The following is a 24,640-nucleotide window of genomic DNA, read 5'->3' on the forward strand; positions in this document are numbered from 1 at the left end:
CAAATGGCACCCAACCCGGCCACCCTGGTCTTTAATCTCCCAACCCAAGCCGGCAATTGGCCCCACCCGCCCTTCGGCCCCCGGTCAGGCACTCAAGTCGCTCAGTCGACCGCAACACAGAAATCTCAATGAGCCCGACCCCGGGCGACACAGGCTTCTCAGGGTTGACCGTGACGCATGGGGCGGTCTCGACAAGCTCAACCACCGGTGGACAACGGTCGCGACAGGGCCCAAGACCTATCCTTGAGATCCGAGTCAGGCCACGGCGTACGTCTGGAAAACCCGGACAGGGACAGGTATCCCGACGCAATCCCCCGGACAGGGCAGGAATTCCGCAAGACAAGCAAATGGCACCCAGCCCGGACACCCTGGTCTTTATTCTCCCAACCCGGTCAGGCACTTGGCCCCACCCGCCCTACGGCCCCCGGACAGGCACCCAAGTCGCTCAGTCGACCGCAACACAGAAATCTCAATGAGCCCGACCCCGGGCGACACAGGCCTCTCAGGGTGACCGTGACGCGTGGGGTGGTCTCGACAAGCTCGACCACCGGTGGCGACGGGGCCTCTCGGTTGGCCCTGAGGCGGGCGTGGTCTCGACAAACTCGACCACCGGGGTGACGAGGTCTCTCAGGGGTGGCCGTGACACATGGCGAGGTCGCGACAAGCTCGACCACCGGGGGCGACGGGCTCGGCCTCCGAGATCCGAGGTGTCAGGGGGTGTCTTCGCCGGACCAGACGACGTTCTCGCGGATGAGGCGGGCGGGGACGCCGGCGACGGCGGTGCTTGGCTCGACCTTCTGGTTGCGGACCATGCTGCGCATGCCGACGACGGCGCCGTCGCCGATCTCGGCGTGGCCGGTGACGATGGCGTCGCGGCCGAGCCAGACGTGCTCGCCGAAGCGGATGTGGGCGCCGTAGGGGTTGATCCGTTGCCCCGTCGAGGCGTCCTCGAGCCGGTGCATGTCGTCGGTGGCGACATAGACGTTGGCGGCCCAGAGCTGATCGGGAGCGGCGAAGATCGAGCCGCCGTTGCGGGCGTCGATCTGCGCGCGCGAGGTGGCGACGAGGCCGCCGGAGAGGACCACCGAGGAGCCGCCGCCACAGTAGATCTCGCCCCAGACCAAGCTCGTGTCCGGGCCGATGAAGATGGTTGGCGAGTCGCCACCGACCAGGAGCGCCTGCATCGAGGTGATGTCGGTGGCCACCACGATCAGCGCGTCGGAGAACGGGTAGAACCCGAGCAGGTCGATCAGCCGCACGTCGAGCGGGTACCCGTCGCGCAGGTAGAGCGCGTTGCCGCTCTCGTGCCACCACTCCGGCAGCGGCCCGGTGATCTCGCTCAGCTCGAGCCCGACGAGCACCTCCGGCGCGAGTCCCGCGGCGATGAGCCGCTCCCGATGCGCGTCGGTGAGCCGCTCTCCCCTGGTCCATGACATGCCGGGAACCATAACCCGCACAGCTCGGCCGCCAGGAAAACAGTTCGCGATGGCGCCCCGGAATGCTGATAATCGACCAGGTGCGCAGACTCCCTCTCGACCATCCCGGGGTCGCGGACCATCGGTCCCCCGGCAGCTTCCTGTGGTGGATGGCGAGGGGGCAGTGGCAGACACTGCTCGGCGGGATGTTCTTCGGGGTCATCTGGATGAGCGCCCAGGCGGTGATGCCGCTGGTGATCGGGCGGGCGATCGACGAGGGCGTGGCGACCAAGGACGTACCCACGCTCGCCGTCTACGCGGCCATTCTTCTCGGCGTCGGTCTCGTGCAAGCGGCCGCGGGGATCGTGCGCCACCGCTTCGCGGTGACCAACTGGCTGACCGCCGCCTACCGGGTCGTGCAGCTGGTGACCCGGCAGTCCGTACGCCTGGGATCATCGCTACCCCGCAAGGTCTCGACCGGCGAGGTCGCCGCGATCGGCACCTCCGACCTGTCCCACATCGGTCAGGTCATGGACGTCTCGGCCAGGTTCGCCGGTGCGGTGGTCTCCTTCTTCGTCGTCGCCGTCGTCCTGCTGCAGACCTCGGTCACGCTGGGCCTGGTGGTGCTGATCGGCGTACCTCTGGTCGTGCTTCTCGTCGGCCCGCTGCTCTCACCGCTGCAGAAGGTCTCGGCCGACCAGCGACACCTGATGGGCGACCTGTCCAACACCGCGTCCGACATCGTCGGCGGCCTGCGGGTGCTGCGCGGGATCGGCGGCGAGGAGGTCTTCAGCGCGCGTTACCGGCGGAAGTCGCAGGAAGTCCGCCACGCCGGGGTCCGCGTCGCCCGGCTGCAGTCGGTGCTCGACGCGATGCAGATCCTGCTGCCGGGAATGTTCGTGGTCGCCGTGGTGTGGCTCGGCGCGCGGATGGCGGTCGCGGGCGAGATCACCGCGGGGCAGCTGGTCGCGTTCTACGGCTACGCCGCGTTCCTGATGCTTCCGCTGCGGACGGTAGTGGAGTACGCCAACAAGCTCATCCGCGCCCGGGTCTCGGCCAAGCGGATCATCAAGGTCCTCGCGCTGGACCCCGACAACGCCTCGCTCGACGCACCGCTGCCGATGCCACCGGCGGGGTCTGAGCTCCGCGACGCCGTCACGGGACTGCGCATCGAGACGGGGCGGTTGACCGCGCTGGTCTCCGAGCAGCCCGACGACACCGCCCGCCTCGCCGACAAGCTCGGCCGGATGACGCCCGACGACCCGACAGACCGGTCGGTCACCCTCGGCGGCGTCCCGCTCCTCGATCTCCCCCTGGAAGACGTACGCCGCAGGATCATCGTCTCCGACACCGGCTCCCAGCTCTTCTCGGGCGCGTTGGGCGAGGTCCTCGACGTCACCGGCAAGGCGGGCCGCGAAGCGGCCGAGGCCGCCGTGCACACGGCGTCGGCCGAGGACATCCTGGAGGCCCTCCCCGACGGCTACGGCGCCCAGGTGACCGAACGCGGCCGCAGCCTCTCCGGCGGACAGCGCCAACGCCTGACGCTGGCCCGGGTGGTCACCGTCGACCCCGAGATCCTGATCCTCGTCGAACCGACCTCCGCGGTCGACGCGCACACCGAGGCCCGGATCGCCTCCCGGCTGCGGGCGCACCGCGCCGGGCGTACGACCGTGGTCACCACCACCAGCCCGCTGCTTCTCGACACCGCCGACGTGGTCGTCTTCCTCGAGGAGGGGGAGGTCGCCGCCACCGGCACGCACCACGAGCTGCTGGAAAGCTGTCCCGGCTACCGCCGCGTGGTCGTGCGAGAGGTTCAGGACGTACAGGAGGTCACCTCATGACGACCGCGCTCCCGGTGGCGACGGACAAGGACGTCCGCGCCTACGTCGGCACCCTGGCCCGTCGCCACCCGCGGATGCTCTGGGGTGCGCTGAGCCTGCACCTGCTCGCCGCCGGCGCCGCGCTGGCGCCGCCGCGGCTGATCGGCGACCTGGTCGAGTCCGTCGAGAAGGGCACGACGACCGGACACGTCGACCTCCTGCTGGCCCTGCTGGCCGGGTTCCTCGTGGTCCAGGTGCTGCTCACCCGCTATGCCCGGTTCCTCTCCCAGGTCCTCGGCGAGCAGGTGCTGGCCGAGCTGCGCGAGGAGTTCGTCGAGAACGCCCTGGCGCTCCCCCTTGGCACCGTCGAGGACGCCGGCTCGGGCGACCTGCTGACCCGCACCGGCCGTGACGTCGACCAGCTCAACTGGTCGATCCGCTACGCGCTGCCGGAGTGGACGATCGCCTGCCTGACCGCGGTCGCGACACTCATCGCCGCGCTCACCGTCGGCTGGTGGGTCGCGTTGCCGTGCCTGCTCGGTGTGCCGGCGCTCGTGATCGGCCTGCGCTGGTATCTGCGCCGCGCCAAGGGCGGCTACCTGCGCGAGTCGGCCACCTACTCCCAGATCAACTCGACGCTCACCGAGACGGCCGAAGGCTCGCGCACCGTCGAGGCGCTCGGCCTCCAGAACGGTCGGATCGAGGCCGCTGACGCCGACATCGCGACCTCGTTCCGTGCCGAGCGCTACACGCTGTTCCTGCGTACGGTCTTCTTCCCGGCGATGGAGATCTCCTACCTCGTCCCCACCGTCGCCACGCTGATGTTCGGCGGCTGGCTCTACACCCAGGGGGTCTGCTCGCTCGGCGACGTGACCGCGGCGACGCTGTACGTCCAGATGCTGATCGACCCCGTCAACCGGATCGTCTCGATCCTCGACGAGCTGCAGATGGGCAACACGTCCCTGGCTCGCCTCCTCGGTGTCGCGCACGTCCCCGACGACCGCGTGGCCACCGGCGCCGAGCCCGCTGACGAGAAGATCGCGGCCTCCGACGTGAGGTTCTCCTACGTCGATGGCCGCGATGTCCTCCACGGCATCTCGATGGACGTCGGTGTCGGCGAGCGGGTGGCAATGGTCGGCCCCTCCGGCGCCGGCAAGTCGACGCTCGGGCGGCTGCTCGCGGGCATCCATCCGCCGCGTTCGGGAGCCGTGACGGTCGGAGATGTGCCGCTGGTCGACCTTCCGCTCGACGATCTGCGCGGCCACGTCGCGCTGGTCACCCAGGAGCACCACGTCTTCGCAGGCAGCGTGCGCGACAACCTCGTCCTGGCGCGCCCCGGGGCCGCCGACACCGAGGTGCTCGACGCCCTGGCGGCGGTGGACGCCCGCGAGTGGGTCGCGGCGCTCCCCGAGGGGCTGGACACCGAGGTCGGCTCCGGCGGCCGCGCCCTGACCGCACCTCAGGCCCAGCAGATCGCACTCGCCAGGCTCGTCCTCGCCGACCCGCACACCCTGGTGCTCGACGAGGCGACCTCGCTGATCGACCCGCGCGCCGCCCGGCACCTCGAGCGGTCGCTGGCCGCGGTGCTGGAGGGACGTACGGTCATCGCGATCGCCCACCGGCTCTTCTCCGCCCACGACGCCGACCGCGTCGCCGTGGTCGAGGGTGGCCGGATCACCGAGTTCGGCCCCCACGACGACCTCGTCGCCGCTCGCGGTTCCTACGCCAAGCTCTGGGACTCCTGGCGCACCTGAGGCGATCCAGCTCAGCTGGGATACATCCCGCTGCTCACGTTGAGCCAGGTGCCGGTGATCGCGCCGGCGCCGTCGGAGGCGAGGAACGTCGCGGTGTCGGCGACCTCCTTCAGCCGCGGCGACCGCTTGGTCATCCGCATGTCGTCGAGGTTGGCCCGGATCCCGTCGAGGGCCTCCTCCGGGAGCGGGGTCCCGATGACCCGCTCCAACTTCTCCGCGGTGAAGGTCTCGGTGATCCCGGCAGTCCAGATCCCGACCACGCGTACGCCGGAGGGTCCGACCTCCGCGGCCAGGTCGCGCACCAGCGCGTCGAGCGCACCGTCTGCGGCGCTCGTCCCACCCATGCCGGGCGCGGAGCCGCGCGCGGAGCCGGAGTCGAGGGCGAGCACCACCCCGCGGCCCTGCGCCACCATCTGCCGAGCGGCCGCGCGGGCGGTGTGGAAGGAGCCGGTGATGCCGCGTACGACGGGCTGGGTGTAGTCGGCGGTCGAGATCTCCAGCAGCGTCTGCCCCTGGATGTCGCCGCGGTCTGCGACGTTGAAGGCGATGTCGAGCGAGCCGGTCTCGGCGACGACCCGCTCCACGAAGGCGACCACGGCCTCCTCGTCGAGGACGTCGACGACCCCGTGGCCGGCGGCGCCGACCTCCTCGGCCATGGCGGCGAGCGCGGACTCGGTGCGGCCGGCGAGATAGACCTTGGCGCCGGCCTCGGCGAAGGCCTTGGCTGTCGTCGAGCCGATGCTGCCCGCGCCGCCCCAGACGACGGCGGTGCGGTCCTGAAGCTGTGCGTTCATGGTGTCTCCTGAGCTGTCCTCACACACCTGGTGTGCGTGATCTGCCCATAGGACGTACGCAGGCACAGCGACTCATCGGGGAGCCGCAAAATTTTTTCAGGAATCTCCTCAGGACAGCGCCTGCGGGAGCCCGAAGGCGGGGAAGAGATGCGGCTCGAAGGTGGTGATCTGGGCGACCCGGCCGTCGACGACCCGGAGCACGTCGAGCACCTGCGGCCGGTAGATCGTCGTGCCCGGGCGGCGTACGTAGCCCGCGACCGCTGGCATCCGGTTGGCGGCGGCCGGGATGAAGCACCACTCGCCGAGGTAGGTCGGAGAGGACGGGTCGAGGTTGGGCAGGACGAAGTCCAGCAGTGCCTGGCGGGTCGAGAACCAGAACGGGTTCGGCGGCATCGTCAGCACGGCATCGCTGGTCAGCAGGTCGGCGATGCCCTCACGCCAGTTGCTCTCCCCTGCCGCGATGTAGGCGTCGATGACCTTGCGCTCCTCCTCGGTCGGCCCCTCGGTCCGCCAGGTCGAGCGGTCCTCGGGCAGGTGCCGGCGCAGCGCCGGCTTGGCCCGCTGCAGCAGCGAGTTCACGGTGGCGACGGTGACGTCGAGGGCGGCCGCGGTGTCCGCGGCCGACCAGCCGAGCACCTCCCGGAAGACGAACACCGCCCGCTGCTGCGGGGTCAGGTGCTGGATCGCGGTCAGGAAGACCAGCTCGATCGTCTCCCTCGCAACCGCCTCGTCCTCCGGCCGCTCCGGCTCCAGCAGGGCGTCCGGGAACGGCTGCAGCCACTCCAGCAGCTCCGGGGTCTCACCGTTGCCGTGGTCGAATCCCGGCAGCGCTGCGTACGTCCTCGGGCGCCGCTCGTTGCGACGCAGGAAGTCGAGACAGGTGTTCGTCGCGATCCGGTAGAGCCACGCCCGGACGGCCTCGGGGTCGGTCAGCTGGTCGCGGCGCTCCCACGCCTTGACCATCGTCTCCTGCACCAGGTCCTCGGCCTCGTCGAAGCTCGCCACCATCCGGTAGCAGTGCACCCTCAGCTCGCGCCGGTGCTTCTCGGCAGCGTCCACGAACGGGTCGACCATCACGCTCATGAGAGGTGAGCGTAGGGCCTAGGGCTCTCAGGGCCCGTCAAGCACACCGGAGACGAAATCGACAACCGATCTCAAACGGGTGCAACACAACTCGTCCACGTGACGTATCGCTTATGTGGGGCGGTCCTCCCAGGGCCCCGGCCTGAGTCTGCCGGCCGGGGCCCTGGTTCAGCTCAGACGAGAGCGCGGAGCTTGGGCAGGATCTCCTCGCCGTAGAGCTTGAGGAACTTCGCCTGGTCCGGGCCCGGGGCATGGAAGACCAGGTGGGTGAAGCCCATGTCGAGGTATTCCTTGATCCGGGCGACGTGCTCGTCGGGATCGGTCGACACGATGAACCGCTTGGCGGTCGCCGAGGTCGGCAGCGCGTCAGCGAGACGCTGCATCTCCACCGGGTCCTCGACCGAGTGCTTCTGCTCCGGCGTCAGCCCGAGGGCACCCCAGAAGCGGGTGGCCTCCATGGCCTGCTCCAGGTCGTGGTCGAAGGAGACCTTGACCTCGATCATCATGTCGACGTCCTCCGGCTTGCGCTCGGAGAGCTCGATGCCGGTCCGCACGGCCGGGAGCAGCGTGTCGGTGTAGAGCTCGGCGCCCTTGCCGGAGGTGGTGATGTAGCCGTCACCGGCACGGCCTGCGTACTTCGTCGCCGCCGGACCGCTGCCGGCGAGATAGATCGGGACCGGCGTGGCCGGCTTGTCGTAGATGGTCGCCCGGTCGAGCTGGTAGTAGTCGCCCTCGAAGGTGACCCGGTCCTCGGACCAGAGCTTCTTGATGACGCGCACGGCCTCACGGAACCGCGCGAAGCGCACCTTGCCCTCGGGCCACTCCACACCCAGCGGCGCCTCGTTCATCGCCTCACCGGTGCCCATCCCGAGCACGACGCGGTCGGGGAAGAGCGAGCCGAGGGTCGCGAAGGACTGCGCCACGATCGCGGGGTGGTAGCGGAACGTCGGGGTGAGCACGGACGTCCCCATGGTGATCCGCTCCGTGCGCGCGCCCAGCGCACCGAGCCACGTCATCGCGAACGGCGCGTGCCCACCGTCGTGTCGCCAGGGCTGGAGATGGTCGGAGATGAAGACCGAGTCGAAACCCTGCTCCTCCGCCATCACGCCGTAGTTCAGCAGCTCCGTGGGTGCGAACTGCTCGTTGGAAGCCTTGTATCCGAACCTGATCTCCGTCACACGATCACGGTAGCCTCATCGGCATGAAGCTTGCGATGCCCCTGACCTACTTCGGCAACCCGCGGGATACCGCAGACCAGGTCGTCGACCTGGAGAAGGCGGGCCTCGACCAGCTGTGGGTCGCCGAGCCGTACGGCTTCGACGCGGTCTCGCTGTTGGGCTACCTGGCCGCGAAGACCGAGACCGTCGAGCTCGGGGCGGGCATCCTCAACATCTACAGCCGTACGCCGGGAGCACTGCTCCAGACCGCAGCCGGTCTCGACAACGTCTCCGGCGGGCGGGCCATCCTCGGCCTCGGCGCGAGCGGTCCCCAGGTCATCGAGGGCTTCCACGGGGTGGCGTACGACAAGCCGTTGACGCGCACCCGCGAGATCATCGCGCTGCTGCGCGCCGGGCTGCGCGGGGAGCGACTGCAGAGCGACGGGCTCTACAAGCTCCCGCTCCCCGCCGACCAGGGCACCGGCCTCGGCAAGCCGCTCAAGCTGCTCAACAAGCCCGAGCGCGCCGACACTCCGCTCTGGGTGGCCGCGCTGGGCGACAAGAACGTCGCGATGACCGCCGAGGTGGCCGACGGCTGGCTGCCGTTCCAGTTCCTGCCCGACAAGGCCCGCGACGTCTGGGGCGACGCCATCGACAAGGGTCTGGCCAAGCGCTCCTCCGACCTGAAGCCCCTGGAGATCTCCGCCGGCGGACTGCTCGCGATCACCGACGACCCCGACGAGATCAAGCGTCACCGCGACTCGATGCGCGGCCTGATCGCGCTGTACGTCGGCGGCATGGGCGCGCGCGGCAAGAACTTCTACAACGACATGGCCGTCAAGTACGGCTTCGAGGCCGAGGCCAAGAAGATCCAGGACCTCTATCTCGACGGGCACAAGCGCGACGCCGAGGCCGAGGTGCCCGAGGCGTGGCTCGAGGCCGGCAACCTGGTCGGTCCGGAGTCGTTCGTCAAGGAGCGGATCGCGGCGTTCAAGGAGGCCGGCGTGACCAGCCTGCAGGTGACCCCGGCCTTCGGCACGGACGCCCCGGCCGCGATCAGCCAGGTCAAGGAATGGCTGGCCTGACCGCCTGGACGTAGTCGTTGCCGCGGCGGCTGAGAAGCGTTCCTCGATTGGTACCGAAGTCTCGGCTGCGAATTCAGCGAAGTGTCTTTACGATGTGCGTACGACTCGGGTCGCTCGGCCCGGTCGCTTCACTTCACTGACATGCAGGACGTGCGACATGGGGCCAGACGACCAGGACAAGACGAGACCCGGTACGCCGCGGCCTACGCCACCTCCGGCGCCTGAGCCGGCGAACCCGGTCGACCCGGACGCGACCCGGATCCCCGGCTCGAGCCCCACCCCGCCTCCGCCGCCGCCCACGACACCTGCCGCGACTCCGCCCCCGCCGCCGCCACCGTCGTCTCCGCCGCCTTCCGGACCGCCGACCCAGCCGCCGCCGTCCCGTCCGCCAAGGCAGGCTCCGGCGGCACCACCCCCGCCGCCCCCGACGATGGCGATGCCCGTGGCACCGGCCGGTGGCTACGGCCCGCCGCCGGGACAGCCGCCGACCGCGTACGCCTCGGGTTATGGGCTGCCGCCGCACCACCAGCCGAAGAAGAGCAACAAGGGGCTGCTGATCGGGCTGGGCGCCGCCGGCGCGGTGGTGCTCGTCGCGCTGCTCGGGACCGGCGCGTGGGCGTTCTTCACCGGACGCCTCGGGTTCGGGCCGCTGAGCGCCGAGGACGAGAGGGCGGTGGTCGCGATCTCCGCGGACGCCCCGAAGCCGGCCTGGGCGTCGGCGGGCGACGCCGAGTGCGCCGCCGAGCAGCTGGTCAAGGACGAGCGCAGCGACGCCCTGAGCAAGGCCGGGCTGATCAAGGTCACCGGTGAGACCGTGACCTACACCGGCGCGTGGCGCGGGCCGCAGGCGACGGCGTACTCCGAGGGTCTGCTCTCCTGCTCGGGCGACTGGAGCAAGACGATCGGCAAGGAGTGGGCCCTGGCCGACACCGACTGCCTCGGCGACGTCGACGAAGCGGCGATGGCCGGCCTGATCGCCACTCAGACCATGGAGATCGAGGACGCCGGCGTCACCAAGCAGGCCGACAAGGCCGTCTCGGCGCTGGACGAGTGCTACGTGAGCGATGAGCTCACCGCACCGACCGCGACCGCGACTTCCGCCGTGCTCGGCGTCGAGTTCTCGGTCAAGGCGCCGGCCGTCGAGGGCAGCGAGGTGGTCCTGCGGGCGAAGTCCGCCGACTCCTCGGAGTGGAAGCCGGTGACCGGCGGAAAGGTCAACATCCCCGTACGTGAAGGCGGCCAGGAGGGTTGCGCCACCTTCGAGGCCTCGATCAGCTATCCGTGGGGCACCACCAAGACCAGCGAGGACGAGGCCTGCGGCAAGGCGAAGGACCGCCGGCTGTGGTGGACCAAGGACAAGTCCTGCGCCCAGCCGAGGTACGCCCCGTGCAACTCCTGGACGCTCCGCTACGAGGGCTATGAGCTCCTGTCCAGCGTCACGATCAAGCTGAAGCTCAACGGCGGCAACTGCCGCTCGGCCTCCGGATCGTGCTCCGACAAGGCCTTCGTCACCAAGCCGAGCGGCACCTGGACCAACTGGACCGCGCCCAAGGGCTGGAAGGACCGTTTCACCGCCGAGGTCGACGGGCTCACCGCCAGGTTGCCTAACTAGCACCCCAGGAATTGGTCAGCACAATCGGTCTCGGCCGTGGCGTTGCCGCACGACGTTCGTTGACGGGGCGCTAGGGTTTCGGCAGAGGTCGAATCGGGTAAAGAAAATCAGGGCGAGGTTCTAACGATGGTTGCGTTCCCCCAGGAAGGCGAGCAGTTCGGTCGCTACGTGATCGAACGGGTCCTGGGTCAAGGTGGCATGGGTGTCGTCTACCAGGCGAAGGACCCGGCGCTGCGCCGGAAGGTGGCACTCAAGCTGGTGCTGCCCTCGCTCACCGTCGACAAGGACTTCATCACCCGCTTCGAGCGGGAAGCCAACATCCTGGCCAAGCTGCGCTCGCGCAACATCGTGCAGATCATCGAGTACGGCGAGGTCGAGGGCACTGTCTACCTCGTCACCGAGTACGTCCCCGACGGCGACCTGCACGGCTGGCTGAAGACCAAGGGGCCGCTGGAGACCGTCCACGCGCTGCGCCTGGTCGGCGACGTCAGCGACGCGCTCTTCGACGCCCACCGTGTCGGCGTCGTCCACCGCGATGTGAAGCCCTCCAACGTGCTCCTGTGGGAGCGCCAGGAGGGCGAGCTCGTCCCTTACCTGACAGACTTCGGCATCGCGACCGAGGGCGACTCCAACGTGACCCGGGCCGGGTCCGTGGTGGGCTCGCTGCCCTACATGTCGCCCGAGCGTCACATGGGCGAGCAGGCGACCGCCTCCGGCGACATCTACGCCGCCGGCTGTCTGCTGTGGGCCTGCTTGACCGGCAAGGCCCCCTACACCGGCAGCGACTTCGAGCTGATGAGCGCCCACATCAACAACCCGGTGCCGCGGCTGCCCGCCTCGACGCCGGGCGCCGACCTGCTCAACCCGATCATCCAGCGGGCGCTGGCGAAGAAGCCGGAGAACCGCTACCGCACCGCCGCCGAGCTCGCCAAGGCGCTCGACAAGGCCGCCGACCGGCTCGAGGAGTCGGGTCTCGGCGGTGCTGTCGTCGGCGGTGCCGCCGCAGCAGCCGCGGCCGACCTCGGCTCCCGCCCCGGGGTCACCTGGGACACCACCGCGGACGGCACCTCCGGGGCCGGCAACAAGGCTCCCGAGGCCGAGGCACAGCCGACGATCGTCAAGCGTCCGGGCGAGGGCACCCCGACCCCCGCTCCGCTCGCCAACGAGACCGACTCCACGGTCGTGCACAGCGGCAAGGGGCTACCCAAGGCCGCTGCCGCGACGAATGCCGGCACCGCCGGAGGCGGCCAGCCCGAGTGGCTGCCGTCGCACCACTCCAGCGCCGGCCAGGGCGGCGACGACGGCGACAAGAAGAAGCGCTACGCCATCATCGGCGGCGGCGTCGCCGCGGTCCTGCTCCTCGGGGCCGGCATCTTCACCCAGGGCTTCGGCATCTTCGGTCTCCACGGCGACGACGCCAGGGCTGCCGAGGCGATCGCCAGCGGCGTGCCCAAGCCGGGGTGGGCGACCGAGGACCAGATGTCCTGCGCATCCGAATCCCTGGTCGAGAAGGTTCCCGCCGCCGAGCTGCGCTCCCACGGCGTCGTGGACGCGGGCGACGACTGGACCTACACCGGCGAATGGCCTGCGGACGACGCGATGAACTTCGCCCAGGGCCTGCTCGGCTGCACCGAGTCCTGGTCGACCGAGATCGGCGACAACTGGAAGGTCGGCGACACCCGCTGCATGGAGAAGGAGGTCGACAAGACCTCCATGGCCGGCCTGATCGCGGTCACCGCCCTCCTCAAGGACGGCGACCCCGGTGCCGCCGGCCCGGCCAAGGACAAGGCCGTCGAGGCCCTCGACGGGTGCTACGTCAAGGCCGACGCGCTCGGCGCCAAGGTGACTCCCAAGCCCGCCTACATGCAGGTCGACTTCGACGTTCAGGAGCCCACCGCTCCCGGCGGGGAGTCGGTGATCGAGATCGCCAAGAAGGGCAGCAGCAGCTACGAGGAGCTCAAGGGCTCCACCTACGAGCTCGCGGTCACCGAGGGCGGTGTCGAGGGCTGCATCGCGGTCAAGACCAACGTCGCCTTCGCCTGGGGCACAGAGAAGGCCACCGACGCCGACGTCTGCGGCAAGGCCGAGCCGAAGAAGCTCGAGTGGGTCAAGCTGGACAAGTGCACTGACCCGACTTATACGAAGCAGAAGGTCGAGTGCAACACCTGGCGGCTCACCTTCGAGGGGTTCCAGCCCGGCAAGCAGTTCAACGTGAAGCTCACCCGCAACGGCGGCAAGTGCTCGGACGCGAAGAACGCCGAGTGCGTCTGGCCGGGCACCGCTGACGGTCAGGGCAAGGGCGCCGTCGTCGACTGGTCGGGTCCCAAGGTCTGGAACGACAAGTTCGTCGCCACGGCCCCCGGCGCGAGCGCCCAGATCGACAACTAGTTCGACAACTGGGTGGCGCCTACTAGGCTGCTCGTGATGAGCGAGCAGCCGACACCCCAGCAGATCCGCCGGGCACTGGCCCGGGCCGAACGCGGCGCAGCCTTGGACGTGGCGGAGGCATCGGCTCTCCTGGCGGCCCGGGGCGACGACCTCGACCGGTTGACGACCGCCGCGGCCAAGGTACGCGACGCCGGGCTGGTCGCCGCGGGCCGACCGGAGACGGTGACGTACTCCCCGAAGGTCTTCATCCCGGTCACCAAGCTGTGCCGGGACCGGTGCCACTACTGCACGTTCGTGGAGACGCCGGGGCAGGCAGAGCGAGAGGGCCGCGAGCCCTACCTGAGCCCCGACGAGATCCTCGAGATCGCTGCCGAGGGCGCGAAGCTGGGTTGCCTGGAGGCGCTGTTCACCCTCGGCGACCGGCCCGAGGACCGGTGGCCGGAGGCTCAGGAGTGGCTGGAGAGCCGCGGCTACCAGTCGACCCTCGACTACGTACGCGCGATGGCGGTCCGCGTGCTCGAGGAGACCGGGCTGCTCCCCCACCTCAACCCCGGCGTGATGTCGTGGGAGGAGATGAACCGGCTCAAGCCGGTCTCCCCGTCGATGGGGATGATGCTCGAGACCACCAGCCGCAGGCTGTTCGAGACGAAGGGCGAGGCCCACTTCGGCTCGCCCGACAAGGACCCAGCGGTGCGGTTGCGGGTGCTCGAGGACGCCGGTCGCCTCTCGATCCCCTTCACCTCCGGGCTCCTGGTCGGCATCGGCGAGACGCTCACCGAGCGCGCGGAGACGATCTTCGCGCTGCGTAAGGTCCACAAGGCGTACGGCGGGCTGCAGGAGGTCATCGTCCAGAACTTCCGGGCGAAGCCGTCGACGGCGATGCGCCATGTCGACGACCTGGGGCTCGACGAGTATCTGGCCGCGATCGCCGTCTCCCGGATCGTCCTCGGCCCGAAGGCCCGGGTCCAGGCGCCGCCCAACCTCGTCGATCTCGACGAGTGCCGGGCGCTGCTCGGCGCGGGGATCGACGACTGGGGCGGGGTCTCGCCGCTGACCCCCGACCACGTCAATCCCGAACGGCCCTGGCCCTCGCTGGACGCGCTGCGCCAGGTGAGCGCCGAGGCCGGCTTCACGCTGCGGCCGCGACTGACCGTCCACCCGGAGTACGTCACCGGCACCCTGCGCGACGGTCAGTCCTGGATCGACCCGCGCGTCCTGTCCCACGTCGAGGCGCTCGCCGACGAGGACGGGCTGGCCATCGACGGCGTCCGGCCCGAGGGCCGCCCGTGGCAGGAGCCGGACGGCGGTTTCTCCGCCTCCGGACGCGTCGATCTGCACGCCTCGGTCGACACCACCGGACGCACCAACGACCGCCGCGACGACTTCGAGACGGTCTACGGCGACTGGGACGCGGTCCGGGAGGCAGCCAAGACCACCAGCCAACCGTTGGTTGAGCCCGGCGAGCGCCAGCGAGCCGGTGTCGAAGCCAACACAGTCGACTCGAGCGCCGATGGGGACCGTGTTGGTCTCGACACGCCTCCGCCTAGCGGCTCCGGCGGCTCGACCAGCGAGGGTCTGGCGGCGCTCAAAGCAGCTGAGAAGGACCCCGGCAACCTCTCCGACGAGCACGCACTGACTCTGATGACCGCCGAGGGCGACCTGCTCCGACAGGTCACCGCGCTCGCCGACGACCTGCGCAGAGAGGTCAACGGCGACACCGTGACGTACGTCGTCAACCGCAACATCAACTTCACCAACGTCTGCTACGTCGGCTGCCGGTTCTGCGCCTTCGCCCAGCGGAGGACGGACGCGGATGCGTACTCCCTCGATCTGGACCAGGTCGCCGACCGCGCCGAGGAGGCGTGGAACCTGGGTGCCACCGAGGTGTGCATGCAGGGCGGCATCGATCCCGAGCTCCCCAGCACCGCCTACTTCGACCTCGTCCAGGCGGTGAGGCAGCGGGTGCCGGAGATGCACGTGCACGCGTTCAGCCCGATGGAGATCGTCAACGGCACTTCCCGCACCGGCCTGTCGATCGAGGATTTCCTGATCAAGGTCCGCGAGTCCGGGCTCGGCAGCATCCCCGGCACGGCGGCGGAGATCCTCGACGACGAGGTCCGCTGGGTGCTGACCAAGGGCAAGCTCCCCGCGAAGACGTGGATCGAGATCATCTCCACCGCCCATCGCGTCGGCGTCCCGACGACGTCGACGATGATGTACGGCCACGTGGACAACCCACGCCACTGGGTCGGTCACCTCCGCGTCCTCGCCGGCATCCAGGACAAGGCCCGTGAGCACGGAAACGCGGAGCTCACCGAGTTCGTGCCGCTCCCGTTCGTGCACACCAGTGCGCCGATCTACCTCGCCGGGGCAGCCCGCCCAGGCCCCACCATGCGCGACAACCTCGCCGTCCATGCGCTCGCCCGGATCATGCTCCACGGCCGCATCGACAACATCCAGACGAGCTGGGTCAAGCTCGGCGTCGACGGCACCAGGGCGATGCTCCAGGCCGGAGCCAACGACCTCGGCGGCACCCTGATGGAGGAGACCATCTCGCGGATGGCCGGCTCCGAGCACGGATCGGCGAAGACCGTCGCCGAGCTCGAGGAGATCGGCGCAGGCATCGGCCGTCCTGTCGCAGAGCGGACGACCCTCTACGGGACGCGATGAACCTGCGACGGGTGGAGCGACGACTCGTTGCGCCGTTCTACCTGAAGACGATGGGTTCGAACGTGACCTGGCTGGACAAGAGGACGTACAGAAAGCTGGTTCGCGTCGGACGGAAGGCGACGTCCACGCAAGTGAGGGCGCTGCTGAGGGGCGGCTCGCTGACCATCGATGCGTGGCACGAGGCTGCAGCTGAGCCTTCGGATCGGGCCGCCCTGCTGGCCCATGTCACCGGCGTTGCTCCAGATCATCTGCATTGGCGGCCAGTTGTGATGGGCGCCTGACTCAGCCTCGCCTGCGACCCCGATGAGATCACCGACGACGTCCTCTTCTCGCTTGCCCGATGCGACGGCGACCTGACAGCCGCTCCCCTGTGCACGGCAGCTGACCTGATCGCGGGGGATGCGGCAGTTGAGACGCTCAGGACGAACCGCCTTCGAACGGACGAGTACGAGGAAGACGCAGTGATGTTCCTCGACGCAGCGCTGGAACACCTCGGAGAGGTTCCGGTGAACCCGCCCGCCGCGGGGATGCGGGATCACTTCCAACAGCTCGTCGACTTCGGCGTACGCCTTCGACACGACCTCGCGCGATAGACCCAGTCAGCGTCCGAGCCGAACGATCGAGACCGCCAGATCGACGAGAGACCGGGCGCGGCGTACGAGCGCCTCAGCCTTCGTATGACCGATGAGCGCGACCCCGTACTCGACCTCTGCTTTCGCCGACACCAACTCCCGTAGCGAACGTTCCGCGGAGGCCCCGTCCGGCCGCTTGGCGAGGACGCGACCGAGCTCTTTGACGGCAACGGCATGGTCCTTGCTCTTGCCGGTCGTCCCGACGAGTGAGGTGACGATGGCGTCCTTCGCGCTGGTCCCGGCATGGATCGAGTCGCCGGCCGCCGGGGTGTAGCGCTCCAACTCAAGGTTGTCCTCTGCCGACTCCATGTACTCCTCGGCCTTTCTCAGATAGGCCTTGGCGTGATTCGACTGCTCCGCGCTCACCATTACGCGACTCCACGGCGACGACGCGGCATCTGCCCCATGAGCGCAACGCCGTCGCGAGCGATCTCGGCGTTCACCGGCTCGCCGGGATCGGCGAACTCCTCGGGGGTGAGGACCAGGACGTCACAGTCGTTGCCGAGTCGCGACCGTACGGCGCTCTGGAGGTCGACGCGGCCGTCCCATCCCTCCGGCGCAATGACAGCCAGGTCGACATCGCTGTCCGCCGTGGCCTCGCCTCGCGCGATGGATCCGAACAGCACGACCGCGTCGACCTGATCGCCCACACTCGCGGCGACGACCTCGGTCAATGAGGCAAGTGGATCAACCAGTGCGCGGAGCGGCGGGACGGCGACGTGGTCGCCATTGACGCTGTAGATGTTCGCCGGACCGACAGGACGGGACTCGACGACGCCGATCTGCTCCCAAGCCTTGAGAGCCTCCTGCACCGACCAGAGACTGAAGTCGCTGCGTACCAAAGCGTGGATCTGACGTCCGGTCAGCGGATCACCTGAGCGCAGCAGGGCGGCGAGGACCGCCCCCCGCGCTCCGGGAAGCACGCCTCCGAAAGGCTGCCCGATCATCATAGGAACACCCTACCGGTCATATGACTGGAATTCCAGTCATATGACCGGGATGCCTGTCATTGCCATCGTCCCAACGAGGGAGGGCAGGGGGTATCAAGAAGACGACCCTCTACGATCCTCGCTGACCCTTCTCGAGGAAGAGTGAGATGTCCGACCCCACCGGAAACAGCGCTCAGCAACGCCCGAAACCGACCGAGCTCGCCAACGCGGCGGCCGAGGACGCCCGACGGCGGCGACTCGGACTGCCACCGTTGCCACGGCGGCGGCGAGACCGGGGCCGGGCCGTACGTCTGGCGCTGCGCTGGTTCACGGTCATCGGCACGCTCATGGCGGTCGCCTTCCTCGGCACGACGACGTGGGCCTATCTCACCGGCGTCATCGGCCCGCTGCGCGGCGACGACAAGGAGGTGGCGCGCGTCCTCAGCCTCGCCGGCGACACTCCCTCCTGGGCCGACCCCGAGCAGATCCGCTGCGCCGCGCAGGCCGTCGTCGATGACGAGCGCAGCACCGGGCTGGCCGAGGCAGGGGTGATCACCAAGACCGGCAGCGGCTTCAGCTACACCGGCGAGTGGCCCTCGGCGCTCGGCTCGCAGTGGTACGCCGAGCTCCTCGACTGCGCCGACGGCGGCTCCAACAGTGACTCAGCCGGCTGGAGCGGGCAGGTCGCCAAGGCCTGGACGCTCGACGACCCGCGCTGCCTGCGGAAGGTCGGCCGCCCCGCGATCGCCGGAGTCCTGGCAGTCACCAACCTGCGCCTCGCCGACGAGGACCTGGCCGCCAAGAACGTCGCCGCGATCACCGCGCTGGACAGCTGCTACGCCCGCACACCCGGGGCGCCGAGCGGCGCCGCGGCCGCAGGCTACCGCCAGGTCACCCTGAAGATCACCGCGCCGACCGTCGCCGCCGGCATCGCTTCACTCGACGACGGCACCGCGCAGCCGACCTCCGGCGAGGACCCGGAGCTCATCTACACCCTGCCGGTCGCCAAGGGCGGCGCCGAGGCCTGCGTGCAGGCGACCACCAAGGTGACGTACGCCTGGGGCACGGTCCGCACGGGCGAGCCCGCCGACCTCTGTGGCAAGGCGGCCGCGGCCCGGATGGAGTGGCGCAAGATCGCGCGCTCATGCCCGAAGGACAAGCCGAAGTGCACCTACATGGCGGCGCACGTCGAGGGCCTGTCCGACAACCAGAAGCTGACGGTGACCTACCGTCCGACGGGCGACTTCAAGTGCGCCGCCAAGAAGCCGACCTGCTCGCTCGAGATCAAGGCCGACGGCAACGGCAAGGCCCGCACGCCCGGCCTCCTGGTCACGGGAAAGAAGGGGAAGATCGTCGCGAGCGCGGGCAGCCTGAAGGCGGCTTACCCCGGCTCGTAGGCTTGTGGTCGTGCCTTCCGACCTGACCTTCGGCGCGACCCGCGGCCCCAGCCCCGACCCGGCGCTGCGCCCGCCGGCCCTGCCCCGCAAGCGCCGCCGGACGCTCGTCGACCTCCCCGGTGGGACGTACGCAGCCGGTGACTCCTTCGGCGAGGGCTACCAGGCCGACGGCGAAGGCCCCGTGCACCTGGTCGACCTGCCCGGCTTCCGGCTCGACGCGACCGCGGTGACCAACGAGGAGTTCGCCCGGTTCGTCAAGGCGACCGGCCATGTCACCACCGCCGAGCGGGAGGGCTTCTCGGCCGTCTTCCATCTCGCCTTCGAGGGCGACCCACGCGACGTGCTGGGCCGCTCCCCGGAAGCGCCCTGGTGGCTCGGCGTCCGCGCCGCCACCTGGCGGGCGCCTGAGGGCCCGGGCTCCAACGTCGGCCGCCGGGGCAACCACCCCGTCGTGCACGTCTCCCACGACGACGCCCTGGCCTACTGCGAGTGGGCCGGGACCCGGCTGCCGACCGAGGCCGAGTGGGAGTACGCCGCCCGCGGCGGCCTCGCCGGATCGAGGTTCCCGTGGGGTGACGAGCTGGAGCAGGACGGCACCCACCACGCCAACGTCTGGCAGGGAGCCTTCCCGGACACCAACACCGCCGACGACGGGTTCGTCACGACCGCTCCGGTGCGGACGTACGATCCCAACGGCTTCGGGCTGTTCCAGATGATCGGCAACGTCTGGGAGTGGTGCGCGGACTGGTTCTCGCCGACCTACTACGCCGACCTCGTCGACTCCGGCGCCACCGCCGACCCGCGCGGCCCGGCCGAGGGCCTGACCCGGGTGATGCGCGGCGGTTCCTACCTCTGCCACGACTCCTACTGTCACCGTTACCGGCTCTCCGCGCGCTCCAGCAGTCCGCCCGACTCGACCGCGGGCAACCTGGGCTTCCGGTGCGCCGCTGATCAGCCGGCCGGGTAGAACTCCTTCGGGCAGGTGTCTCCGGCACACTTCGCGTACTTCTTGTCGAGGGCGCGCAGCTCGGCCAGGTCGTCGGCGTACTCGGGGAGCAGCGCGAGCGAGCGGACCTGGTAGGGGTCCTCGGCCATGTTGTAGAGCTCCTCGCTGCCGTTGGGGTAGCGGGCGTAGGTCCAGTCACCGAAGCGGATCCCGGAGTAGAGCTGTTTGTGACCGTCGCTGACGCGCCAGGCCGAGAGCGGGATCACCCGGTCCTGTGCCGGGGCGTTGAGCCAGGGCATGATGTTGACCCCGTCCTGGGTACGTCCGGGCTCGGCGCCGGCGACGGCCATGATCGTCGTGGCGAGGTCAGGATTGCCGACACCGGTCGACAGGGACCGCCCGGCCGGGATCCCCGGCCCACGCAGGACCACCGGGATCCGCAGCGTCTCCTGGTAGTGCCTCAGCTTGCCCTCGATGTTGTGGCCACCGGTGGTGTAGCCGTTGTCCGAGGAGAAGATGACGATGGTGTTGTCCATCTGCCCGGTCGCCTGCAGGCGGTGTACGTGGCTGGCCACCGCTCGGTCCACGGCCTGGATCGACTCGACGCGCTGCTGGTGGGCGATCCGCAGCTCGGCGCGCTTCTGGGCGTCGAAGCTCCTGCGGGATGGCGAGTTCGGTGGCACGTCGGTGGGCGTACGGAACATGTTGGGGGTGTCGGGCAGCTCGAGGCCGTCGAAGGAGTGCTTGTCCTCGGCGGCCGGCATGGGGGTGCCGGTGTTCTCCGGGTCGTCCTTCTCCCCCGGCCCACCGTGGTGCGGGGCGACGTAGTTGACCCACATGTACCACGGCTTGTCGGCGCGCTCGGGCGCCGAGATCATCTCGTTGGCCTGGTCGCGCATGACGTAGGTCGTGTAGCGGTGATAGGCCTTGAGCTTGCCGTTGTGGTTGATCCGCGGATGCAGGAAGTTGTAGGTCGACATGTCGGTCGTCGCACGCCAGTCGGTCCACCCCGGCGGCACGTCCTTGGCCGTCCCGCGCAGGCCGTAGCCGTTGAGGTACTTCCCGGTGAAGAGGGTGTCGTACCCCGCCTCCTGCATCGCCTCGGGCAGCGTGCCGGTATGGTCCATCGACGCGTAGCCGCCGCGCTCGCCGTTGACGGTCACGGTCTCGTGGTTGTGGGAGTACTGCCCGGTCAGCAGCGACGCGCGGGCCGGCACACAGATCGGCGTGGGTGCGATCGCCGCGGTCAACGTCGTGCCCTGGTCGGCCAGGAGGCTGCGTACGTGGGGCATGTACTCCAGATCCTCATAGGCCAGGTCGTCCGCCGTGACCATGAGGACGTTGGGCTTGGTCGAGGAAGCCGCCCACTCCGGCGTCGCGGTTGGCGTCGGGGGCACCACGCCCTCGGCAGGAGCGTTGACGACACGCGCGAAAGCGCCGCCGGCCAAAGTCCCCAAAGACCCCAACGGGCCGCTCGAATCAGGCATCACGCCGAGCGCGATCGAAGAGCCGGCAAGTACGGCAACAGCCGCCACAGCCAATCGGGCGCGAGGCGCCATCTGTGTCTGCTCCCTCGGTCGATCCCCGCGTCGTGTGTCTTCGTCCGGTTCCACTCCATACCGGACCGGGTTAACGTTACCGAAGGGGACATCGATGACCCCAATGCAGGCCGATGAGGAGACTCAAGTGAGCGAATCGCGCGAGAACTACGGCGACTACAGCGTCGACGACGAGGATCAGATCACCGGCGAGGACGCGCTCTCCGGAGACGTCCTCGAAGGTGAGGTGCGCGATGAGCTCGACCACGGCATCGTCACCGCCGACCGCTACTCCACCGACTACGGCAACACGCCGTGGGAGGAGGAGCATCGGGAGTGCATCGACCAGCGCCGCCACCAGGAGGTGCCGGAGCCCGATCCCTACGCGGTCGAGTACGACGACGCCGAGGAGAGCGACGACCCCGACGGCCGCGAGGTCGGCGACAAGCGAGCGGGCCGCCTGATCGACCCCGACCGCGGGACCGGTGAGGACACCGAGTCCGAGGTCTACGGGATCGACGCCGGCATCGACGGAGCGGGCGCCACCGCGGAGGAAGCCGCCATGCACATCATCGACGACAGCGACGAAGACGGCGATCCGAGGGCCGACTAGCTCGGAAGAGGCTCTTCCTTCCGCTTGCCGCCCGCCTTGATCGAGCGAACACCCCAGGTCACGGCGGCGACCAGACCCACGATCAACAGGGCGATCGAGAGTGCGGCGAGGCCGAGCCGGACTTCTCGGGGGAAGACGCTGTTCCCCGCGACCAGGTCGTAGGTGATGTGCGCCAGGATGAACGGCCAGACGGCTCGCACCTTGCGGTACACCAGCCACAGACCCAGCACCCAGACCACGCAGAGCACGATCGCCTGCGGCCCGTAGTAGAGGTGGATCGACAGCCGCATCGCGATCAGCACCAGCAGCTGCGCCCCGACGTGCCACTTCAGACGAGTCATCACCGCGATCGGGATGGCCAGCAGGAGGATTTCTTCGGTGATGCCGGCATTCACCGCGGACAGCGCCGAGAAGACGTCAGCATCAGAGGTGTCGCTGGGCGTCACCGACACCTCGCGTTGCGGAAAGAAGCGGTCGACCGCGTGCCAGGCCTGGAATCCCACCCACATGGCAAGGTACGCCAGCCCCAAGGCCCCCAGCGCACCGAACGCCGGGGAAGCAGGCCACCGCCACCCCTGTTCCGCGAGCGGGATCCGCAAGCCTGCTCGCGCGATCACCGTGACCAGTACGACGACGACCGCTCCGACTGCTGCGTTCCGGCCGATCGAGGACACCGAGTACGACTTGTCCTCGGCCCATGCGGGGTCGAGGAGGATCTGGATGGCAGCCCAGGTCCCTAGACCGAACACCGCGACGAAGCCGAGGACGACCAAGGCCACGGCGCTGACTTTCCAGCGCAGCGACGGGGATGCGTTCTTCACCGAGAGCTCCACTCTGCCCACCCTAGATGCCCGTCGCCTTCGTTTGGCTCAACTCGAGCCTCAGGTCGAGCCACCTGCATGGGTCAGGCGGTGAGGTCCTCGACCTCCAGCACGATCTCGACCTCGAACCCCTCTGAGCTCTCCAGGTAGAGCGCGGTGTGCTCGTCGCCACCGGCGTGCGGGTAGCGGTCGGCGTACAGCTCGTGCCAGCCGTGCTCGGTCGACGCCGCGCGGATCCGGTCGAGCTGGTCGCGGCTCTCGATCATGAACGCGATGTGGTTGACGCCAGGGCGGAGCCGGTCCTGGGCGCCGTGCTGGTCCGTGGAGTGCTCCATGAAGACGTACGTCCCGTCCGGCGCCTCCCAGAAGTGGCCCTTCTCGCCGGCCTCCCAGCCGAGCTCGCCGAAGAGCCAGCCCCACTCGCCCGAGGCAGTCTCGAAGTCGTCGACCCAGAGGTCCCAGTGATGGATCGCCCGCATCTTCGTCTCCTCGGTTCAGTCGATCATCCGACGATCGCGACGTTCTTGACCTCGATGTCGTGTGCTTCTTCACCGTAGTTGTGCACGGCGGTCGCCATCGTCTCCAACACGGCGGCGGCGCGTCCAGAGGCATCGATCATCCTGCGCGCGGCCCGGTCCGCGGCCTGCTTCGACCCGGTCTCGGCAGACCAGCCCGACGTGGTCTGATCGACCTCGTCCATCAGGTCGGTGAAGAAGGTTCGCAGATCCTTGGCAGCCTGCTTCAGGGTCGTCTCGAGGTCCTCGATGCTGGCTTCCTTGACGATCAGGCTGTTATCACTCATCAGAGGGTCCCCAGTCGCTGCTCGAGGTTCGCGGCCTGACCGTGGGCTTCCTGGACGATGTCGTTCTGAGTCGCGGCGTGCTGGACGTCGACGTCACGGAGCGCGGCGGCGTACTCCTGCATCAGGGTCGCCAGCCCACCGACCTTCTCGTACCAGGTCTGCAACGACTCCACGAGTCCGCCGGCGGCGCTGCCCATCATCCCCGGGACCGCGCCCTCGATGTTGCCGGAGAGAGTGGTCAGCAGCTTCTCGAGATCGGCGATGCTGTCCTCGACATGCTTGGCCGCTGCGGTCTGCTGGCCCACTGTCAGTTGAATGTTCACAGGTTCCCCCGGTTCTTTCGATGTGCCGGCGAGCGTGAGGCTACATTGTCCTCCGGCGTACGCGGTTCGGTACAGACTCGAAAGGCCCTGGTCGATGCCCTCCTACGACTTCGAAGTGGATCTGGAGTCCCTGGCCAAGGCCGCTCAGGGTCTGGCCGAGACAGCGCAGCTGTTCAAGGACAAGGACGTCGAGGACCTCGTGCCCTCTGAGGACGCCTGCGGCTCCGAGGAGGTCTGGGGCGCGGTCGAGGAGTTCAAGGACCGCTGGGAGCGCGGTATGAACAACCTCTGCGAGGACGTCGGCGAGATGTCCGGCCGCATCGGGAAGATCGCGATGAACTACATCGAGCTCAACGAGACGGGCACTGCCGAGATGGCCAAGGCCAAGTCCGCCGCCACCGACCTCACCATCACCGGCGACGGGAAGTAGCCGGTGCCCGACTTCACCATCAAGGGCAACCCCGGCGAGATCCGCTCGCGAGGTCAGACCTGCGCCGACAAGGGACGGTTCTTCGACCAGACCGGCGACGCCCTGACCAAGATCGACACCGAGGGCTGGATCGGCCGCGCTGCCGACAACTTCCGCGACGCCCACGACCGCGAGCCCAACCGCTGGTACGAGGCCGGCACCGGCTTCCGTGCTGCTGGCAACGCGCTGATCGACTACGCCTCCGCCTTGGAGACGGCCCAGCAGAACGCGGCCACCGCCAAGTCGGAGTATGAGCGTGGCGAGGGCGTCACCACCCAGGCCAAGGCCGACTACGCCGACTACTCGGCCCGTTTCGACCAGGCTCGCTCGGACGCTCTGGCCGGCGGGATGACCTACCCCTACACGAAGGACTCCAACACCGACCCCGGCGC

The 24,640-nt window shown here is 69.2% G+C and carries 24 protein-coding genes; 13 read left to right on the forward strand and 11 right to left on the reverse strand.

The features are described 5' to 3' along the window. Positions 1-710: 710 nt before the first annotated feature. Positions 711-1,436, reverse strand: a complete 726-nt coding sequence (locus tag H5T77_RS20630) for an acyltransferase (RefSeq protein WP_292652443.1) — start codon at positions 1,434-1,436, stop codon at positions 711-713. Positions 1,437-1,516: 80 nt separating this feature from the next. On the opposite strand from H5T77_RS20630, the gene H5T77_RS20635 reads away from it, so the two are divergent. Then, positions 1,517-3,256, forward strand: coding sequence for an ABC transporter ATP-binding protein (locus tag H5T77_RS20635; RefSeq protein WP_292652445.1), 1,740 nt, complete (start codon positions 1,517-1,519; stop codon positions 3,254-3,256). After that, a complete protein-coding gene (locus H5T77_RS20640; protein WP_292652447.1) occupies positions 3,253-4,989 on the forward strand; it encodes an ABC transporter ATP-binding protein in 1,737 nt (578 codons plus the stop codon). The genes H5T77_RS20635 and H5T77_RS20640 overlap by 4 nt, the downstream gene beginning before the upstream one ends. Before the next feature lie 11 nt (positions 4,990-5,000). Here the strand turns inward: H5T77_RS20640 and H5T77_RS20645 are convergent, their stop codons facing one another. The 3 genes from H5T77_RS20645 to fgd all read right to left on the reverse strand — a co-directional run bounded on the left by H5T77_RS20645 (position 5,001) and on the right by fgd (position 8,044). Beyond that, positions 5,001-5,783 (reverse strand): SDR family NAD(P)-dependent oxidoreductase, encoded by a 783-nt coding sequence (locus H5T77_RS20645; RefSeq protein WP_292652449.1) that lies wholly within the window; start codon positions 5,781-5,783, stop codon positions 5,001-5,003. Between the two features lie 108 nt (positions 5,784-5,891). Next, entirely contained in the window at positions 5,892-6,866 is a 975-nt protein-coding gene (locus H5T77_RS20650; protein ID WP_292652450.1) for an RNA polymerase subunit sigma-70, read from the reverse strand. A 173-nt stretch (positions 6,867-7,039) separates the two neighbouring features. Then, entirely contained in the window at positions 7,040-8,044 is a 1,005-nt protein-coding gene (fgd, locus tag H5T77_RS20655; RefSeq protein WP_179656091.1) for a glucose-6-phosphate dehydrogenase (coenzyme-F420), read from the reverse strand. 23 nt (positions 8,045-8,067) lie between these two features. Between fgd and H5T77_RS20660 the strand changes: the two genes are divergently transcribed. From H5T77_RS20660 to H5T77_RS20685, 6 genes are all read left to right on the forward strand, one after another. Then, positions 8,068-9,108 carry an LLM class F420-dependent oxidoreductase gene (locus H5T77_RS20660; RefSeq protein WP_292652453.1) on the forward strand — a complete coding sequence of 347 codons (1,041 nt, stop codon included), beginning with the start codon at positions 8,068-8,070 and terminating at the stop codon, positions 9,106-9,108. A 436-nt stretch (positions 9,109-9,544) separates the two neighbouring features. Then, a complete protein-coding gene (locus H5T77_RS20665) occupies positions 9,545-10,720 on the forward strand; it encodes a hypothetical protein (protein ID WP_292652455.1) in 1,176 nt (391 codons plus the stop codon). A 126-nt stretch (positions 10,721-10,846) separates the two neighbouring features. Beyond that, complete coding sequence (locus H5T77_RS20670; RefSeq protein WP_292652457.1) at positions 10,847-13,108, forward strand: serine/threonine protein kinase; 2,262 nt, start codon at positions 10,847-10,849, stop codon at positions 13,106-13,108. Between the two features lie 36 nt (positions 13,109-13,144). Beyond that, positions 13,145-15,778: a bifunctional FO biosynthesis protein CofGH gene (locus H5T77_RS20675; protein ID WP_292652460.1), complete on the forward strand. Its 2,634-nt coding sequence runs from the start codon at positions 13,145-13,147 to the stop codon at positions 15,776-15,778. After that, a complete protein-coding gene (locus H5T77_RS20680) occupies positions 15,775-16,059 on the forward strand; it encodes a hypothetical protein (RefSeq protein ID WP_292652462.1) in 285 nt (94 codons plus the stop codon). The genes H5T77_RS20675 and H5T77_RS20680 overlap by 4 nt, the downstream gene beginning before the upstream one ends. 183 nt (positions 16,060-16,242) lie before the next feature. Continuing rightward, positions 16,243-16,371, forward strand: a complete 129-nt coding sequence (locus tag H5T77_RS20685) for a hypothetical protein (RefSeq protein WP_292652464.1) — start codon at positions 16,243-16,245, stop codon at positions 16,369-16,371. Between the two features lie 6 nt (positions 16,372-16,377). Here the strand turns inward: H5T77_RS20685 and H5T77_RS20690 are convergent, their stop codons facing one another. Further along, on the reverse strand, positions 16,378-16,779 hold the full coding sequence (locus H5T77_RS20690) for a HEPN domain-containing protein (RefSeq protein WP_292652466.1): 402 nt from the start codon (positions 16,777-16,779) through the stop codon (positions 16,378-16,380). Continuing rightward, positions 16,779-17,357, reverse strand: coding sequence for a nucleotidyltransferase domain-containing protein (locus H5T77_RS20695; RefSeq protein WP_292652468.1), 579 nt, complete (start codon positions 17,355-17,357; stop codon positions 16,779-16,781). The genes H5T77_RS20690 and H5T77_RS20695 overlap by 1 nt, the downstream gene beginning before the upstream one ends. A 149-nt stretch (positions 17,358-17,506) precedes the next feature. On the opposite strand from H5T77_RS20695, the gene H5T77_RS20700 reads away from it, so the two are divergent. Together H5T77_RS20700 and H5T77_RS20705 are read left to right on the forward strand one after the other, a co-directional pair. Continuing rightward, on the forward strand, positions 17,507-18,736 hold the full coding sequence (locus H5T77_RS20700) for a hypothetical protein (protein WP_292652470.1): 1,230 nt from the start codon (positions 17,507-17,509) through the stop codon (positions 18,734-18,736). A gap of 10 nt (positions 18,737-18,746) precedes the next feature. After that, positions 18,747-19,703, forward strand: a complete 957-nt coding sequence (locus tag H5T77_RS20705) for a formylglycine-generating enzyme family protein (protein ID WP_366816654.1) — start codon at positions 18,747-18,749, stop codon at positions 19,701-19,703. Here the strand turns inward: H5T77_RS20705 and H5T77_RS20710 are convergent. Further along, the gene (locus H5T77_RS20710; RefSeq protein WP_292652474.1) at positions 19,688-21,079 is read right to left on the reverse strand and encodes a sulfatase-like hydrolase/transferase; all 1,392 of its coding nucleotides are present in this window, start codon (positions 21,077-21,079) and stop codon (positions 19,688-19,690) included. The genes H5T77_RS20705 and H5T77_RS20710 overlap by 16 nt on opposite strands. Before the next feature lie 289 nt (positions 21,080-21,368). On the opposite strand from H5T77_RS20710, the gene H5T77_RS20715 reads away from it, so the two are divergent. Further along, a complete protein-coding gene (locus H5T77_RS20715) occupies positions 21,369-21,833 on the forward strand; it encodes a DUF5709 domain-containing protein (protein ID WP_292652476.1) in 465 nt (154 codons plus the stop codon). Here the strand turns inward: H5T77_RS20715 and H5T77_RS20720 are convergent. The 4 genes from H5T77_RS20720 to H5T77_RS20735 all read right to left on the reverse strand — a co-directional run bounded on the left by H5T77_RS20720 (position 21,830) and on the right by H5T77_RS20735 (position 23,779). Continuing rightward, positions 21,830-22,654: a CPBP family intramembrane glutamic endopeptidase gene (locus H5T77_RS20720; protein WP_292652478.1), complete on the reverse strand. Its 825-nt coding sequence runs from the start codon at positions 22,652-22,654 to the stop codon at positions 21,830-21,832. The two genes, H5T77_RS20715 and H5T77_RS20720, sit on opposite strands and share 4 nt — an antisense overlap. Before the next feature lie 83 nt (positions 22,655-22,737). Continuing rightward, on the reverse strand, positions 22,738-23,133 hold the full coding sequence (locus H5T77_RS20725) for a VOC family protein (RefSeq protein WP_292652479.1): 396 nt from the start codon (positions 23,131-23,133) through the stop codon (positions 22,738-22,740). A 23-nt stretch (positions 23,134-23,156) separates the two neighbouring features. Continuing rightward, a complete protein-coding gene (locus tag H5T77_RS20730) occupies positions 23,157-23,456 on the reverse strand; it encodes a hypothetical protein (RefSeq protein WP_292652481.1) in 300 nt (99 codons plus the stop codon). Beyond that, positions 23,456-23,779, reverse strand: a complete 324-nt coding sequence (locus H5T77_RS20735) for a hypothetical protein (protein WP_292652483.1) — start codon at positions 23,777-23,779, stop codon at positions 23,456-23,458. Before H5T77_RS20735 ends, H5T77_RS20730 begins: the two co-directional genes overlap by 1 nt. A 94-nt stretch (positions 23,780-23,873) precedes the next feature. Here H5T77_RS20735 and H5T77_RS20740 point away from each other — a divergent pair, with 94 nt between their 5' ends. After that, positions 23,874-24,209: a hypothetical protein gene (locus H5T77_RS20740; protein WP_292652485.1), complete on the forward strand. Its 336-nt coding sequence runs from the start codon at positions 23,874-23,876 to the stop codon at positions 24,207-24,209. 3 nt (positions 24,210-24,212) lie between these two features. Continuing rightward, the coding region (locus H5T77_RS20745; protein WP_292652487.1) for a putative T7SS-secreted protein at positions 24,213-24,640 on the forward strand (428 nt) is incomplete at its 3' end.

The organism is Nocardioides sp., assembly GCF_014360585.1.
Taxonomy (GTDB): domain Bacteria; phylum Actinomycetota; class Actinomycetes; order Propionibacteriales; family Nocardioidaceae; genus Nocardioides.